The following is a 15,867-nucleotide window of genomic DNA, read 5'->3' as shown; positions in this document are numbered from 1 at the left end:
CCCGCACCACCAGGTCAAAACACCCCCGGCCCCGGGATCACCGCCGCCGGGCCACCCGGCCCTCGTCCCACACCGGCTCCGGCGTCTCGCGGACCCGGCCGTCCGCGCCGAAGAGCAGGAACCGGTCGAAGCTGCGCGCGAACCAGCGGTCGTGCGTCACCGCCAGCACCGTCCCCTCGTACGCCTCAAGACCCTCCTGCAACGCCTCCGCGCTCTCCAGGTCCAGGTTGTCCGTCGGCTCGTCCAGCAGCAGCGCCGTCGCCCCCGCCAGCTCCAGCAGCAGGATCTGGAAACGGGCCTGCTGCCCGCCCGAGAGCCGGTCGAAGGGCTGCTCCGCGGCCCGGTCCAGCTCGTACCGGCGCAGGGCCGGCATCGCCGCGCCCTTGTCCTTCGCGTGGTCCTTCCACAGGATGTCCAGCAGCGTGCGCCCCTGCAGCTCCGGGTGCGCGTGGGTCTGCGCGAAGTGGCCCGGCACCACGCGGGCGCCCAGCTTCCACGCTCCGGTGTGGGCCACGTCACCGCCGGCCAGCAGCCGCAGGAAGTGCGACTTCCCCGAGCCGTTCGAGCCGAGCACCGCGACCCGCTCGCCGTAGAAGACCTCCAGCGAGAACGGGCTCATCAGCCCGGACAGCTCCAGCTCCGCGGCGGTGATCGCCCGCACCCCGGTCCGCCCGCCGCGCAGCCGCATCTTGATGTCCTGCTCCCGCGGCGGCGCCAGCGGCGGGCCGGCGTCCTCGAACTTCCGCAGCCGCGTCTGCGCGGCCCGGTAGCGCGAGGCCATGTCGGAGTTGAACGCGGCCTTCTGCTTGTACATCATCACCAGCCGCTTGAGCTTCGCGTGCTCCTCGTCCCAGCGCCGGCGCAGCTCCTCGAACCGCTCGAAGCGCTCTTTGCGCGCCTGGTGGTACGTGCCGAAGCCGCCGCCGTGCACCCACACGTCGCTGCCCGCCGGGCCGGGCTCCACGCTGACGATCTTCTCGGCGCTGTGCGCCAGCAGCTCCCGGTCGTGGCTGACGAACAGCACGGTCTTCGGCGTCTCGCGGAGCTGCTGCTCCAGCCACAACTTGCCCGGTACGTCCAGATAGTTGTCCGGCTCGTCGAGCAGCAGCACCTCGTCCGTACCGCGCAGCAGCGCCTCCAGCACCAGCCGCTTCTGCTCGCCGCCCGACAGCGTGCGCACCTCGCGCCACTGGGCCCGCTCGTACGGCACGCCCAGGGCGGCCGTCGTGCACTTGTCCCACAGCGTCTCGGCCTCGTACCCGCGGGCCTCGGCCCAGTCGCTCAGCGCCTGCGCGTAGGCGAGCTGGGCGCGCTCGTCATCGCGCTCCATGCTGTGCTTTTCCGGGGGAGCGGCCCCCCGGACCCCCATCGCCAACTCGGCTTCGTCGACGGCCGCGGCGGCGGTGCGGATCCGCGGCTGGGCGACGGAGACCAGCAGGTCACGCACCGTACGCTCGTCGCGCACCGAGCCGACGAACTGCGGCATCACCCCCAGCCCGCCGCCGGTCGAGATACTGCCGCCGTGCGGCTCCAGCTCGCCGGCGAGCAGCCGCAGCAGGGTCGTCTTCCCGGCGCCGTTCGCCCCCACCAGCGCCACCGCGGCGCCCTCGCCGACGCGGAACGAGACGTCGCCGAGCAGGGGCCGCCCGTCGGGCAGGTAGTACTCCAGGTGTGCGGCCTCCAGGTGTCCCATGCCCCCATCCTCGCGGCCCGCGGCGGCCCGGCGAAACGGGTTTTCCGCACCGGTCCGGCCACCCCCGCGGCCATACGGCATCCACCACCTGCGCGGCGCCGAACGTCCGTACACCGCCGTCCGGGTGACGGCGGGCCCGGTTAAGATGCCCGCCATGAGCTTCGGGCAGGGGGGCTACGGCGGCCCCGGGGGGCAGGGGCAGGGATCGGGCTTCGGCCCGCCGGGATCCGGCGGACCCGCGCCCGACTGGGGCGCGCTCGCCGACGCCGCGGCGGCCGAGCGGCGCCGCAAGCGCCGGCTGCTGACGATCGTCGGCGGGGCGCTGGCCACGGTGGTGATAGCCGGCGCGGTCGCCGCCGCGGTCGTCACCACCTCCGGCGGCGACGACGACCCCTCCGCCGGCTCCTCACAGGACCGGATATCCGGCGCGGGGAGCGAGAGCGGCAAGGGCGACCCGTCGTTCTCGTCGGTGGCCCCGCCGCCGGACCCCAAGGAGTTCATCGCCTCGGCGGACAAGGACACCGCCCCGCTGACCGTCGACAGCTTCTTCCCCAACGCGAAGATCACCGTCAGCGGCCACACGTACGAGCGCAGGGCCACCCACAACACCCGCTCCTGCGCCTCCGGCGCCTCCACCAAGCTCGGCAAGATCCTCACCGCCAACGGCTGCGACCGGCTGCTGCGCGCCACGTTCACCCGCGAGGGCACCGCCGTCACCGTCGGCGTCGCCGTCTTCGCCGACGAGGGCCCCGCCGGGCGCACCGCCGAGCAGGCGAAGGGCAACCTGGAGTCGCTGCCCGGCAAGGGCGTGCCCGAGTTCTGCCGCGCCACCGCCTGCCGGCTGACGAGCAACACCCTCGGCCGCTACGCCTACTTCACCATCGCCGGCTACGCCGACGGCAAGGCCGTCACCGCCGACGACGGCCCGACGAGCGAGGCCGTACGGGACACGGGCGCGTACGTCTACCGCCGCATCATGGACCGCGGCCGGGAGCAGGCCCTGAAGTCGACGGAGCAGTAGCCCCCATTCAGTCTTCCGGGTGACGAGCGGCCCCCGAACGGGGCAACCCGCTTGGTGGGCAGGCGCGCGCGATGGTCGCCTGAGGCCATGAAGATCCTGGTCACCGGCGCCACGGGCGCCCTCGGCAGCCGACTGGTCCCCCTGCTCACCGCGGCCGGGCACACCGTCACCGGCACCACGACGAGCGAGGCGAAGACGGAACGGCTGCGCGCGGCGGGCGCGGAGCCTGTCGTGCTCGACGTACTCGACGCGGCGGCCGTACGCGAGGCCGTGGGGAACGCCGCCCCGGAGGTGATCGTGCACGAGGCCACCGCCCTGTCCCACAACATGAACCTGCGCGCCCGCGACCTCCGCCGCCTCGACGCCGTCTTCGCCACCACCAACCGGCTGCGCGCCGAGGGCACCGACAACCTGCTGGCGGCAGCCGCCGACGCCGGCACCCGCCGGTTCGTCGCGCAGAGCTTCGCCGGCTGGCCGTACAAGCGCGAGGGCGGCTGGATCAAGACCGAGGAGGAACCGCTCGAAACCTCCCCGCCCCCCGGCGCCGAGGAGTCCCTCGCCGCCCTCAGGCACTTGGAGGACGCGGTCACCTCCGCCCCCGGCATCGAGGGCGTCGTCCTGCGCTACGGCGGCTTCTACGGCCCCGGCACGTCCCTCTGCCCGGGTGGCGAGCAGGCGGAGATGGTACGCAAACGGCGCCTGCCGGTGGTGGGCAGCGGCAACGGGGTGATGTCGCTGGTCCACATCGACGACGCCGCGGCGGCGACGGCCGCGGCGGTGGAGCGGGGCGAACCGGGCATCTACAACGTCACCGACGACGACCCGGCGGCGCAGAAGGAGTGGGTACCGCGGCTGGCGGCAGCGATGGGCGCGCCGCCGCCGCGGCGGATGCCGCTGTGGCTGGCGCGGCTGGCGGGAGGGCAGTGGCTGGCGATGGTGATGACGGAGGGCAGGGGGGCGGCGAACGACAAGGCGAAGACCGGACTGGGGTGGCGGCCGGGGCATCCGTCGTGGCGGGAGGGGTTCAGGGAGGTGTTCGCGGCGAGGTAGGGGGAAGAGGCGCGTCCGTACGGCCGGCGCCCGTACGCTCGCCGACGGCGGCACTCTTGCCGACCCGCACGAGCGGGGCGGGTCAGTACGGCCGGCGCCCGTGCCCGTACCGGAACAGCGGCTCCGCCCCCGCCTCCCGCGAGACCGGCGCGTCCGCCGCCCGGCGCGGCCACGTGAACGGCAGCCGCCCGCTGAACCCGGCCCCGAACAGCGCGTCCGTGATCCCCCGCGCCTCCGTCCCCGGCAGCCACGCCGCGACGAAGGCGTCCGTCCGCTCCAGCGCCTTGCCCAGCACCACCGGCCGCCCGGAGTACAGCACGCCCACGCACGTCTTCGCGCGCCCGCACACGTCCGCGAGATCGGCCTCGTTCCGCTTCCCCAGCGCCAGCCTCGCGGAGTCGCCGAACCACTCCGCGTACGGGTCCTCGCCGCCCACCCAGATCCCGACGTCTCCCCGCCCCTCGGTCGCCACCTCGATGCCTGTGCCGGCCGTCGCCCGGCGCAGCGCCTGGAGGAAGGTCGTCCCCGCCGTCGTCCGCCCCGTGCCGCCCTGCCAGCCGACCGACCAGCCGCCGAGCTGCCGCCCCAGATCGTCGGCGCCGTTGCCGCCGACGACGATGCGGTACGGGCCGCGCCGCGGCAGCGGCAGCGCGCCGCCCTCGTTGCGGAGCAGCACCTGCGAGGCCCGTACGGCACGCCGAGCCACGGCCCGGTGCCGGGGCGAGCCGACGCCGGCGGTCAGGGCGGGGTCGGTGAAGGGGTCGTCGAAGAGCCCGAGGCGGTCCTTGACCTCCAGAACACGCCGCACGGCGTCGTCCACGCGCGCGCGGGGGATGTCCCCGCTGCGGACACCGTCGACGATGGCGTGGTGCACGCCGCGGTAGTCCCTGGAGACCATGACCAAGTCGATGCCGGCGTTGACGGCGCGCGCGACCTGCGCGGCGAGGTCCTTGCCCGGAAGCTGCTGGACGGCGTCGTAGTCGCTGACGACGAAGCCGCGGAAGCCGAGTTCGCCCTTGAGCACGCCGGTGAGCAGTCGCCGGTCGCCGTGGGTCTTCGTGCCGTGGACGCTGCTGTAGCCGGCCATGACGGAGCCGACGCCGGCGGCGACGACGTCGCGGTACGGGGCGAGATGCACCCGGCGCAGCTCGGCCTCGGAGATCCGCACGTCGCCCTGGTCCAGCAGCCGCCCTTCGCCGACGGCGCTGCCGTAGGCGGTGCCGCCGTCGCCGACGTAGTGCTTGGCGGTGGCGAGCACGGAGCGGGGGCCGAGCGCGGCCCCCTGGAACCCCCGCACGGAGGCGGCGCCCAACTCCCCCACGACGGCGGGATCCTCGGCGTACCCCTCGTACGTACGCCCCCACCGCACGTCCTGCGGCACGCACACGCACGGCGTGAACGCCCACCGCACCCCGGCACCGAGCGTCTCGTCCCGCGCGACCCGCTCGACGCGCTCGACGAGCGCGGGGTCGCGGGTGGCACCCATGCCGACGTGGTGCGGAAAGATCACGGACCCGGTGACGCCGCTCATGCCGTGCACGGCGTCGGCGCCGTAGAGCAACGGGATGCCGAGCCGGCTGCGCATGGCGGCACGCTGATACCGCTCGACCATCCCGGCCCACGCGGCGGCGTCGTCGCCACCGCCGCGGGGGCCGCCGTCGTCGCCGGCGCTGAGCATGGCGCCGATGCCGAGGCGGGCGAGGTCGCGGGGGTCGTCGAGGAAGGCGTTCTGCACCTGGACCATCTGCCCGGCCTTCTCGGCGAGGGTCATCTGCGCGAGACACTCCCCGGCGCTGCGGCAGCGGTCACCGGGACGGGAGTCGGGGGNGGGGGNGGGGGNGGGGGNGGGGGTGGCGCAGCCGGCGAGGAGAAGGAGAAGGAGAAGGAGGGCGCAGCAGAGGGACGGGAGGCGCATGCCCCCACCCAACCCACGGCGGCGGCCGGGCGGACCGAGCCACACGGCGCGGAGAGGGGGCACGTCACCCGGCAGGGGCAGAGGAGCGCCCCGGAGCGGGCCCGCAAACGCGGGCCGCGGCGCAGCCGCGCGGCCCGGAGACCCGGGGGCCCGGGGGCCCGGAGACCTGGGAGCCCTGGAGGCCCTGGGCCCTGGAGGCCCTGGGCCCTGGAGGCCCTGGGGCGAAGCCCCGAGGTCCGCACGGGGCCCGCGGCGCAGCCGCTCGGGCCGGGGCCGGGGCGCCCGGGGGCGAAGCCCCCGAGATCCGCATGCACCCGCGCGCAACGGGCGCCCGAGGGCGCAGCCCTCAAGGTCCGCACGGGACCCGCGGCGCAGCCACTCGGGCCCGGGGCGCCCGGGGGCGAAGCCCCCGAGATCCGCATGCACCCGCGCGCAACGGGCGCCCGAGGGCGCAGCCCCCGAGATCCGCACGGGGCCCGTGGCGCAGCCACTCGGGCCCGGGGCCGGGGGGCCGGGGGCGAAGCCCCCGAGATGCGCGCACCCGCGCGCGGCGGGGGTCCGGGGGCGCAGCCCCCGGTTTCGGGAAGGGGCGGGACCGGGGACTACCCCCCTACCCCCCACCCAGCGTGCGGAGACGTCGCGACGCCCGGTTCCGCTCCGCCAGCTCCGCCGCCCCCGGATACCCCACCTCCTCCAGCGTCAACCCGTGCGGCCGCACCACCTGCACCGCAGAATCCCGCACCGCCGCCCCCAGCACCCGCCCCGCCCACTCCGGCTCCCGGTGCCCGTCGCCGACGAACAGCATCGCGCCCACCAGCGCCCGCACCATGTTGTGGCAGAAGGCGTCCGCCTTCACCGTCGCCTCCAGCACCCCGTCCGCCCGGCGCTCCCAGCGCAGCTCCAGCAGCCGCCGGATCGTCGTCGCCCCCTCCCGGCGCTTGCAGAACGCCGCGAAGTCGTGTTCGCCGAGCAGCCGCTCCGCCGCCGCGTTCATCGCCTCGGCGTCGAGCGGCCGGTTGTGCCACAGCACGTGGCCCCGCAGCAGCGGGTCCACGCCGCCAGGGTCGTCGGCGACGCGGTAGACGTAGCGGCGCCAGATCGCCGAGAAGCGGGCGTTGAAGTGCGGCGGGGCGGCCGTCACCCGCCAGACCCGGACATCGTGCGGCAGCCGCCCGGCCAGCCGCCGCAGCAGCGGCTCACCCTCGAAGGCACCGGCGCCCCCGGACCGCCCCGCCCCCTGCCCCGCCCCCTGTTCCGCCCACACCTCTTCCGGCAGGTCGACGTGCGCCACCTGCCCCCGCGCGTGCACCCCCGCGTCCGTGCGCCCCGCCACCGTCAGCTCGTACGGCTCGGCGCGCCGCAGCACCACCCGGAGCGCCGTCTCCAGCTCCTCCTGTACCGTGCGCTGCCCCTCGCGCTGCCGCGCCCAGCCGGAGAAGCCGCTCCCGTCGTACGACAGGTCCAGCCGTACCCGTACGGAGCCGGCCGCCACCTCATCACTCACTGCCCAGTTCCTTCCAGCGCGACGGGCCCGCTCCCCCGGGAGGGAACGGGCCCGTCGTCATGCACGAAATGCACGAAATACGCGAAACGCGCGTCAGGCGTCCTTGGCGTCCTTGCCCTCAGCCTCGGCAGCCTCAGCCTCCGGCTTGGCGTCCTCGACCTCGGCGGCCTCGGCGTCCGCAGCGGTGTCCGCCGCCTCCGCCTCCGCTGTGTCCTTCTTCAAGTCCGCCTTCAGGTCCGCCGCGGCCTTGTCGCCCGCCGCGTCCTTCGCGGTGCGCTTCGTCGCCGCCTCGGCCTCGCCGACCGCCTCCTGCTGCACGGTCAGCGCCTCGACCAGCTCGATGACCGCCATCTTGGCGTTGTCGCCGCGACGGTTGCCGATCTTGGTGATCCGGGTGTAGCCGCCCGGGCGGTTCTCGTACCGCGGGCCGATCTCGGTGAACAGCGTGTGCACCACGCTCTTGTCCGAGATGAGCTGCATGACCTGCCGGCGGTTGTGAAGGTCGCCCTTCTTCGCCTTGGTCACGAGCCGCTCGGCGTACGGACGCAGCCGGCGGGCCTTGGCCTCGGTCGTCGTGATGCGACCGTGCTCGAAGAGAGCGGTGGCCAGGTTCCGCAGCATGGCGCGCTCGTGCGCCGCGCCGCCGCCCAGACGGGCGCCCTTGGTGGGCTTCGGCATGGTGTTTCTCCTTTACCGCACCGGCCGTGTCAGGTACCGGTGATCGGGGTCCGGGGGGCGAGGCGCCCCCCGGGACGTCAGTACTGCTCGGTCTCGACGAAGCCCGCGTCGGCGTCGTCGTCGGCGCCGAAGGTGTCGGCGGCCGAGGTCGGGTCGAATCCGGGCGGGCTGTCCTTCAGGGCCAGGCCCATGCCGGCCAGCTTCGCCTTGACCTCGTCGATCGACTTGGCGCCGAAGTTGCGGATGTCGAGGAGGTCCGCCTCGGAGCGGGCCACGAGCTCGCCCACCGAGTGGATGCCCTCGCGCTTGAGGCAGTTGTACGAGCGGACCGTGAGCTCCAGCTCCTCGATCGGCAGCGCCAGGTCCGCGGCCAGGGCGGCATCCGTGGGGGACGGGCCCATGTCGATGCCCTCGGCGTCGATGTTCAGCTCGCGGGCCAGGCCGAAGAGCTCGACGAGGGTCTTGCCGGCAGAGGCCACCGCGTCGCGGGGGCGCATGCACGGCTTGGACTCGATGTCGACGATCAGCTTGTCGAAGTCCGTGCGCTGCTCGACACGGGTCGCCTCGACCTTGTAGCTGACCTTGAGGACCGGCGAGTAGATCGAGTCGACCGGGATCCGGCCGATCTCCTGGCCGACCTGCTTGTTCTGCACGGCGGAGACGTAGCCGCGACCGCGCTCGACGGTCAGCTCCATCTCCAGCTTGCCCTTGCCGTTGAGCGTGGCCAGGACCAGGTCGGGGTTGTGCACCTCGACGCCGGCCGGCGGGGCGATGTCGGCGGCGGTCACCACACCCGGGCCCTGCTTGCGCAGGTACATCACGACGGGCTCGTCGTGCTCGGAGGAGATGACGAGCTGCTTGATGTTGAGGATGAGGTCGGTGACGTCCTCCTTGACGCCCGGCACGGTGGTGAACTCGTGCAGAACGCCGTCGATCCGGATGTTGGTGACTGCGGCACCGGGGATCGAGGAGAGGAGCGTACGGCGCAGAGAGTTGCCGAGGGTGTAGCCGAAGCCGGGCTCCAGGGGCTCGATGACGAACCGGGAGCGGTACTCCTCGACGACCTCTTCGGTGAGAGAGGGACGCTGAGCGATCAGCATAAACGTGTTCCTTCAGTCGGGGACGCCCGCTATATGACGCCCGCTGTACTGACAAGGGTACGGGCGGGGGGCAAACCCCGCCCGTACCCGCGAGCTGCTACTTCGAGTAGAGCTCGACGATGAGCTGCTCCTGCACCTGGGTGTCGATCACCTGGCGCTCGGGCAGGCTGTGCACGAGGATCCGCAGCCGCGACGGGATGGCCTCCAGCCAGGCCGGGACGGTCCGGTCGCCGGACTCCGCCTGCGCCACCTGGAAGGGGGTCAGGTTCCTGGAGGACTCGCGGACCTCGACGATGTCGTTCGGCACGACGCGGGCCGACGGGATGTCGGTCTTGCGCCCGTTGACCGTGATGTGGCCGTGCCGGACGAGCTGGCGGGCGTGGTCGCGGGACTTGGCGAAGCCGGCCCGGTAGACCACGTTGTCCAGCCGCGTCTCGAGGATGCGCAGCAGGTTCTCACCGGTCTTGCCGGACTGCCTGTTGGCCTCGTTGTAGTAACCGCGGAACTGCTTCTCCAGCACCCCGTAGATACGCGCGCACTTCTGCTTCTCGCGCTTCTGCAGCAGGTACTCGCTGTCCTTGGTGCGCCCGCGCCCGTGCTCACCCGGGGGGTAAGGACGGATCTCGATCGGGCACTTAGCGCTCTCGCACTTGGCTCCCTTGAGGAAGAGCTTCTGCTTCTCCCGACGGCAACGCTTGCAGTCGGCCCCGGTGTAACGCGCCATGTCTTGTCGTCTCCTACTTCGCTTCTCAGACCCGGCGGCGCTTCGGCGGGCGGCAGCCGTTGTGCGGGGTGGGCGTGACGTCCTGGATGGACCCGACCTCAAGGCCGGTGGCCTGGAGGGAGCGGATCGCGGTCTCACGGCCGGAGCCGGGACCCTTCACGAAGACGTCGACCTTGCGCATGCCGTGCTCCTGGGCGCGGCGGGCGGCGGACTCGGCGGCCATCTGGGCGGCGAAGGGCGTGGACTTGCGCGAGCCCTTGAAGCCGACATGGCCGGCGGAGGCCCACGAGATCACGTTCCCGGACGGGTCGGTGATCGAGATGATCGTGTTGTTGAACGTGCTCTTGATGTGAGCGTGGCCATGGGCCACGTTCTTCTTTTCCTTGCGGCGGACCTTCTTGGCCCCGGCCGCCCGGCTCTTCGGAGGCATTCGGTGTTATCTCCCGTGGAGGTGGTCGGTCCTGCAGCGATGCGGGCGCACGGAGCGGACCGCTGCGGACTACTTCTTGCCCGGCTTCTTCTTGCCGGCGATGGCGCGACGCGGGCCCTTGCGGGTGCGGGCGTTGGTGGACGTGCGCTGGCCGCGGACCGGCAGGCCGCGGCGGTGCCGCAGGCCCTGGTACGTACCGATCTCGACCTTGCGGCGGATGTCCGCCTGGATCTCCCGGCGGAGGTCACCCTCGACCCGGATGTTGTTGTCCACGTACTCGCGGAGTTTGACGAGCTCTTCCTCGGACAGATCGCGGACGCGGGTGTCGGGGTTCACCCCGGTCGCGGCCAGCGTCTGCTGGGAGAGCGTCCGGCCGATGCCGAACACGTAGGTGAGGGCGACCTCCACGCGCTTCTCGCGCGGAATGTCGACACCTGCAACGCGTGCCATTCCAGGCTCCTGTGTCTTGTCGGAGGTCTTTCGCAGCACCGTTCCCGTGATTCGCTACGAGCCGGGTCCCCGGCCTCCGAGCCGGGGGTGTCGTCCCACACACATCCGTGGGGGTCGGGTTGCTGCTTCTTTACTTGTTCGCTTGTTGCGTCGCGCGATGAGCTGCGAGCGGTGCGAGGTCGGCGTACGTCAGCCCTGGCGCTGCTTGTGGCGCAGGTTTTCGCAGATGACCATGACCCGGCCGTGGCGGCGGATCACCTTGCACTTGTCGCAGATCTTCTTGACGCTCGGCTTGACCTTCATGTGTCTGGAGGTTCTCCGGGTCGGTGCCCCGCCCCACGGGAGCGGGACGAAGCAAGATCTACTTGTAGCGGTAGACGATCCGTCCGCGCGTCAGGTCGTACGGAGACAGCTCCACCACGACCCTGTCGTCGGGAAGGATACGGATGTAGTGCATCCGCATCTTGCCGCTGATGTGCGCGAGGACCTGGTGCCCGTTCTGGAGCTCCACCTTGAACATCGCGTTCGGCAGAGACTCGACGACGGTGCCCTCGATCTCGATGGCCCCTTGTTTTTTGGCCATGCTTGAGCGCTTCACCTTCCGGATTCGGCTACCTGGATGGCCCCGGGCACACGGGTGCACAGGGACCGACGAGTCAGTCTACGCGACCGCACCAGAAAGGCGAAATCGGGAGTGTGCCCGCTCCGCAAGATCATTAAGCCTGCGGCGAAACGGGCGCCGGCCACCCGGCCGGCGGCTCAGCCCAGCGGGTCCGGGGCCGCCGTGATCCCGTACGCCGCGAGCTTCTCCCGGCCGCCGTCCGGGGCCGTCAGCACCAGCGGACCGGCCTCCGTGAGAGCCACGGAGTGCTCCCAGTGGCTCGACCAGCTTCCGTCGTCCGTCTTGACCGTCCACTCGTCGGCCAGCACGTGCGTGCGCGGGGTGCCGAGGCTGACCATCGGCTCGATCGCGATGCAGAAGCCCGGGACGAGCTTGGGGCCGCGCCCGCGGCGCTTGTCGACGTAGTTCAGCAGGTGCGGGTCCATGTGCATCTGCGAGCCGATGCCGTGGCCCCCGTAGTCCTCGACGATGCCGTACTTCCCGGAGGCGGGGCGCGGCTGGCGGCGGATACAGCCCTCGATGGCCGCGGAGATGTCCACGAGCCGGTGGCCCTTGCGCACGGCCGCGATACCGGCCCACATGGACTCCTCGGTCACCCGGCTCAGCTCGTGCAGCTCCGCCGCGTGACCGGAGCCGACGAAGACGGTGATGGCCGCGTCGGCGTGCCAGCCGTCCACGATGGCGCCGGCGTCGATGGAGATCATGTCGCCCTCGCGCAGCACGGTCCCGCGGTCCGGGATGCCATGGACGACGACGTCGTTGACCGACGTGCAGATGTTGCCGGGGAAGCCCCCGTACCCCAGGAAGTTCGGCTTGGCGCCGTGGTCGGCGAGGACCTTGGCGGCGATCTCGTCGAGCTCCTTCGTGGTGGCCCCGGGCACGGCTGCGGCGGCACACGCCTGGTGCATGGCCGCGACGACGAGGCCGGCGGCCCGCATCTTCGCGATCTGTTCCGGGGTCTTGATCTCCACCATGTCGGGTGCTGCCTCCTGGGCCGGCGAGGGACGTCTCCCCCGTCCACGATACGTGCCCGCCGCAACCCGCCGGACTCCGGACCGGAGCGGCGGGCGGCGCGGGTGTAGCAGGGTCGTACGGCGGTCGTACGGGCCGCAGACCTTCAGGGTCGTACGGCCGCTGAACCACGGGCCGTACGGGCCGCGGAACGGCGGCAGCCGGCCCCCGCGGGCGGGCGGGGACCGGCTGGGCGTCCGCGGCGGGGACGGCGGCTCAGGGCAGGTCTGCGGGGACCTCGCCGGGCAGCGCCTGCATCGCCCGCCGGGTGACCTCGGCCACGGAGCCGAGCGCCGAGATCGTGGTCACCAGGCCCTGGGCCTTGAAGTAGTCGATGATCGGCTCGGTCTCCTCGTGGTAGACCTCCAGCCGGCGGCGGACGGTGTCCTCGTCGTCGTCGTCGCGCTGGTACAGCTCCCCGCCGCAGACGTCGCACACGCCCTCGCGCTCCGGCGGGGAGTAGACGACGTGGAACACGTGGCTGCTGTCGTTGCGGCAGGTCCGCCGGCCGGCGATGCGCTTGACGACCTCGTCCTCCGGGACCTCCAGGTCGAGCACGGCGTCCAGCGCGAGGCCGGCGTCCTTCAGCAGCCCGTCGAGCGCCACCGCCTGCGCCACGTTCCGCGGGAAGCCGTCCAGCAGGAAGCCGCTCTCGGCGTCGGGCTGCTTCATGCGGTCCCAGGCCATCCCCACGGTTACCTCGTCCGGCACCAGGTCGCCCGCCTCCATGTACGCCTTCGCCCGCTGGCCCAGCTCCGTGCCCTTGCTGATGTTGGCGCGGAAGAGGTCACCGGTGGAGATGTGCGGGATCGACAGGTTCTTGGCGAGCAGGGCGGCCTGCGTGCCCTTGCCCGCACCGGGTGGCCCGACGAGGACGATTCGCATCAGCGGAGGAACCCTTCGTAGTGATGCTGCTGCAGCTTGCTCTCGATCTGCTTCACCGTCTCCAGCCCGACACCCACGATGATGAGGATGCTCGTACCGCCGAAGGGGAAGTTCTGGTTCGCGTTGAACAGCACCAACGCCACTGTCGGTACCAGCGCGATCAGACCCAGATAGAGCGAGCCCGGCCAGGTGATCCTGTTGAGTACGTAGCTCAGGTACTCAGCGGTGGGACGGCCGGCCCGGATGCCCGGAATGAAGCCACCGTACTTCTTCATATTGTCGGCGACTTCCTCGGGGTTGAACGTGATCGCCACGTAGAAGAACGCGAAGAACACGATCATGAGGAAGTACGTGATGATGTACACGGGGTGGTCGCCGTTGACGAAGTTCTTCTCGATCCACTGCGCCCAGCCGGACGTGGAGCCGGTGAACTGCACGATCAGGGCGGGGATGTAGAGCAGCGAGGACGCGAAGATGACCGGGATGACGCCCGCCTGGTTGACCTTCAGCGGGATGTACGTGGAGGTGCCGCCGTAGGACCGGCGCCCGATCATCCGCTTCGCGTACTGCACGGGGATCCGGCGCTGCGCCTGCTCGACGAAGACCACCAGGCCGACCATCGCCAGGCCGAGCGCGATGACGACGACGAACTCGCCCCAGCCGTCCATGATCTTGCCGGACTGCTTGATGTTCCACAGGGCGCCGGGGAAGCCGGCGGCGATCGAGATGAACATCAGCATCGACATGCCGTTGCCGATGCCGCGGTCGGTGATCAGCTCGCCGAGCCACATGACCATCGCGGTGCCGGCCGTCATGCAGATCACCATCGTGATGATGATGAAGATCGAGTCGTCGGGGATGATCTGGTCGTTGACCCCGCACTGCGGGAAGAGCGAGCCGCTGCGCGCCGTGGCGACCAGACCGGTGCCCTGCAGCACCGCGAGGGCGACGGTCAGATAGCGCGTGTACTGCGTGATCTTCGCGGTGCCGGACTGGCCCTCCTTCTTCAGGGCCTCCAGCCGCGGGATCACCACCGTCAGCAACTGCAGGATGATGCTCGCCGTGATGTACGGCATGATCCCCAGCGCGAAGATGGTGATCTGCAGGAGGGCCCCACCGCTGAACATGTTGACCAGGCCGAACAGGCCCTGGTTGGCGTTGGCCTCGTCCATACATTGCTGCACGGCCTGATAGTCGGTTCCGGGGACCGGAATCTGCGCACCGAGCCGGTAGATCACGATGATGCCCAGCACGAACAGCAGCTTCTTGCGCAGGTCGGGTGTCTTGAACGCCCGGGCGAACGCGGTGAGCACGGTGCCTCCTGCGGCCCCCATGCTTCAACACAGGGGCTGACGGGTCATTTGTTCAGCGGATGGTCGGTAGACGTCCCACGCAGGCGTACGCCCGCGTGGGTAGGGACAGTGCACGCCACCTTACCGGGGGGTGCGGCTGCCGTGGAACGACCAACCGGGGATGCCCATGCGGGACATCCCCGGTTAATCGTCACACTCAGACGCGCTCGGTGACCGAGCCGCCGGCGGCGGTGATCTTCTCGCGGGCGGAGCCGGAGACCTTGTCGACGGCCACCTGCAGCGCCACGGAGACCTCCCCGTTGCCCAGCACCTTCACGAGCTCGTTCTTGCGCACCGCGCCCTTGGCGACCAGATCGGCCACCGTGACCTCGCCGCCCTCGGGGTACAGCTCGGCCAGCTTGTCCAGGTTCACCACCTGGTACACCTTGCGCGCGGGGTTCTTGAAGCCCTTGAGCTTCGGCAGCCGCATGTGCAGCGGCATCTGCCCGCCCTCGAACCGCTCCGGCACCTGGTAGCGGGCCTTGGTGCCCTTGGTGCCGCGGCCCGCGGTCTTGCCCTTGGACGCCTCGCCGCGGCCCACCCGGGTCTTCGGCTTCTTGGCGCCCGGGGCCGGCCGCAGGTTGTGGATCTTCAGCGGCTTCTGCTCCGCCTCATCCTTGACGGCCTTGCCGGCCATGTCAGTCGACCTCCTCGACCGTCACCAGGTGGCGGACCGTGTGCACCATGCCGCGCACCTGGGGACTGTCATCGCGGACCACGCTGTCGTGCAGCCGGCGCAGGCCGAGCGTACGCAGCGTATCCCGGTGGTTCTGCTTGCTCCCGATGTAGGACTTGCTCTGGGTGATCTTCAGCTGTGCCATCAGGCAGTCACCCCAGCGCGGGCGCGCAGCATAGCGGCGGGCGCCACGTCCTCCAGCGGCAGGCCACGGCGGGCGGCGATCTCCTCGGGGCGCTGCAGGCCCTTCAGTGCGGCCGTCGTGGCGTGCACGATGTTGATCGGGTTCGACGAGCCGAGCGACTTGCTCAGCACGTCGTGGATGCCCGCGCACTCCAGCACGGCACGCACCGGGCCACCGGCGATCACACCGGTACCGGGCGACGCCGGCTTCAGCAGCACGACACCCGCTGCCTCCTCACCCTGGATCGGGTGCGGGATGGTGCCCTGGATCCGGGGGACCTTGAAGAAGTGCTTCTTGGCCTCCTCCACACCCTTGGCGATGGCGGCCGGCACCTCCTTGGCCTTCCCGTATCCGACACCCACGGTGCCGTCACCGTCGCCCACCACGACCAGCGCGGTGAAGCTGAAGCGACGACCACCCTTCACAACCTTGGCGACTCGGTTGATCGCGACAACGCGCTCAACATACGCGGTCTTGTCGGCAGCAGCGCCGCCGTCCCGGCCCTTCCGGTCCCGCCGCTCGCCGCCGCCGGCGCCGCCACCGCGGCGCTGGGGTCCAGCCATTGGTCTTCC

18 protein-coding genes are annotated in these 15,867 nt (G+C 71.6%); 2 read left to right on the top strand and 16 right to left on the bottom strand.

The window, feature by feature from the left end:
* Window positions 1-37: 37 nt before the first annotated feature.
* Complete coding sequence (locus B124_RS19315; protein ID WP_496504126.1) at window positions 38-1,693, bottom strand: ABC-F family ATP-binding cassette domain-containing protein; 1,656 nt, start codon at window positions 1,691-1,693, stop codon at window positions 38-40.
* A gap of 154 nt (window positions 1,694-1,847) precedes the next feature.
* Here B124_RS19315 and B124_RS19310 point away from each other — a divergent pair, with 154 nt between their 5' ends.
* Together B124_RS19310 and B124_RS19305 are read left to right on the top strand one after the other, a co-directional pair.
* Window positions 1,848-2,714, top strand: coding sequence for a hypothetical protein (locus B124_RS19310; RefSeq protein WP_496504125.1), 867 nt, complete (start codon window positions 1,848-1,850; stop codon window positions 2,712-2,714).
* An 87-nt stretch (window positions 2,715-2,801) separates the two neighbouring features.
* Complete coding sequence (locus B124_RS19305; RefSeq protein WP_496504124.1) at window positions 2,802-3,764, top strand: NAD-dependent epimerase/dehydratase family protein; 963 nt, start codon at window positions 2,802-2,804, stop codon at window positions 3,762-3,764.
* A gap of 82 nt (window positions 3,765-3,846) precedes the next feature.
* Here the strand turns inward: B124_RS19305 and B124_RS19300 are convergent, their stop codons facing one another.
* The 15 genes from B124_RS19300 to rpsE all read right to left on the bottom strand — a co-directional run bounded on the left by B124_RS19300 (window position 3,847) and on the right by rpsE (window position 15,858).
* On the bottom strand, window positions 3,847-5,535 hold the full coding sequence (locus B124_RS19300; protein WP_496504123.1) for a glycoside hydrolase family 3 protein: 1,689 nt from the start codon (window positions 5,533-5,535) through the stop codon (window positions 3,847-3,849).
* 754 nt (window positions 5,536-6,289) lie between these two features.
* Window positions 6,290-7,183: a tRNA pseudouridine(38-40) synthase TruA gene (gene truA / locus B124_RS19295; RefSeq protein WP_496504122.1), complete on the bottom strand. Its 894-nt coding sequence runs from the start codon at window positions 7,181-7,183 to the stop codon at window positions 6,290-6,292.
* A gap of 93 nt (window positions 7,184-7,276) precedes the next feature.
* Window positions 7,277-7,861, bottom strand: a complete 585-nt coding sequence (gene rplQ / locus B124_RS19290) for a 50S ribosomal protein L17 (RefSeq protein ID WP_496504121.1) — start codon at window positions 7,859-7,861, stop codon at window positions 7,277-7,279.
* Between the two features lie 77 nt (window positions 7,862-7,938).
* Window positions 7,939-8,961, bottom strand: a complete 1,023-nt coding sequence (locus B124_RS19285) for a DNA-directed RNA polymerase subunit alpha (RefSeq protein WP_018834822.1) — start codon at window positions 8,959-8,961, stop codon at window positions 7,939-7,941.
* 97 nt (window positions 8,962-9,058) lie between these two features.
* Complete coding sequence (gene rpsD, locus B124_RS19280) at window positions 9,059-9,685, bottom strand: 30S ribosomal protein S4 (RefSeq protein ID WP_496504120.1); 627 nt, start codon at window positions 9,683-9,685, stop codon at window positions 9,059-9,061.
* Between the two features lie 25 nt (window positions 9,686-9,710).
* A complete protein-coding gene (gene rpsK / locus B124_RS19275) occupies window positions 9,711-10,115 on the bottom strand; it encodes a 30S ribosomal protein S11 (protein ID WP_018834824.1) in 405 nt (134 codons plus the stop codon).
* A 69-nt stretch (window positions 10,116-10,184) separates the two neighbouring features.
* On the bottom strand, window positions 10,185-10,565 hold the full coding sequence (gene rpsM, locus B124_RS19270; RefSeq protein ID WP_496504119.1) for a 30S ribosomal protein S13: 381 nt from the start codon (window positions 10,563-10,565) through the stop codon (window positions 10,185-10,187).
* 189 nt (window positions 10,566-10,754) lie between these two features.
* Window positions 10,755-10,868, bottom strand: a complete 114-nt coding sequence (gene rpmJ, locus B124_RS19265) for a 50S ribosomal protein L36 (protein WP_009740505.1) — start codon at window positions 10,866-10,868, stop codon at window positions 10,755-10,757.
* A gap of 58 nt (window positions 10,869-10,926) precedes the next feature.
* Complete coding sequence (gene infA / locus B124_RS19260; RefSeq protein WP_003948620.1) at window positions 10,927-11,148, bottom strand: translation initiation factor IF-1; 222 nt, start codon at window positions 11,146-11,148, stop codon at window positions 10,927-10,929.
* Between the two features lie 176 nt (window positions 11,149-11,324).
* Window positions 11,325-12,161, bottom strand: a complete 837-nt coding sequence (map, locus tag B124_RS19255; protein WP_496504118.1) for a type I methionyl aminopeptidase — start codon at window positions 12,159-12,161, stop codon at window positions 11,325-11,327.
* A 253-nt stretch (window positions 12,162-12,414) separates the two neighbouring features.
* Complete coding sequence (locus tag B124_RS19250) at window positions 12,415-13,083, bottom strand: adenylate kinase (protein WP_496504117.1); 669 nt, start codon at window positions 13,081-13,083, stop codon at window positions 12,415-12,417.
* Window positions 13,083-14,396: a preprotein translocase subunit SecY gene (secY, locus tag B124_RS19245; RefSeq protein WP_496504116.1), complete on the bottom strand. Its 1,314-nt coding sequence runs from the start codon at window positions 14,394-14,396 to the stop codon at window positions 13,083-13,085. Before secY ends, B124_RS19250 begins: the two co-directional genes overlap by 1 nt.
* Before the next feature lie 196 nt (window positions 14,397-14,592).
* Window positions 14,593-15,072 carry a 50S ribosomal protein L15 gene (gene rplO / locus B124_RS19240; RefSeq protein WP_496504115.1) on the bottom strand — a complete coding sequence of 160 codons (480 nt, stop codon included), beginning with the start codon at window positions 15,070-15,072 and terminating at the stop codon, window positions 14,593-14,595.
* Window position 15,073: 1 nt separating this feature from the next.
* Window positions 15,074-15,256 carry a 50S ribosomal protein L30 gene (gene rpmD / locus B124_RS19235; protein ID WP_018834830.1) on the bottom strand — a complete coding sequence of 61 codons (183 nt, stop codon included), beginning with the start codon at window positions 15,254-15,256 and terminating at the stop codon, window positions 15,074-15,076.
* Entirely contained in the window at window positions 15,256-15,858 is a 603-nt protein-coding gene (rpsE, locus tag B124_RS19230; RefSeq protein ID WP_496504114.1) for a 30S ribosomal protein S5, read from the bottom strand. The genes rpmD and rpsE overlap by 1 nt, the downstream gene beginning before the upstream one ends.
* Between the last annotated feature and the right edge of the window lie 9 nt (window positions 15,859-15,867).

It is taken from the genome of Streptomyces sp. CNP082, from assembly GCF_059570535.1.
This window is presented reverse-complemented; position numbering and strand designations above follow the sequence as displayed.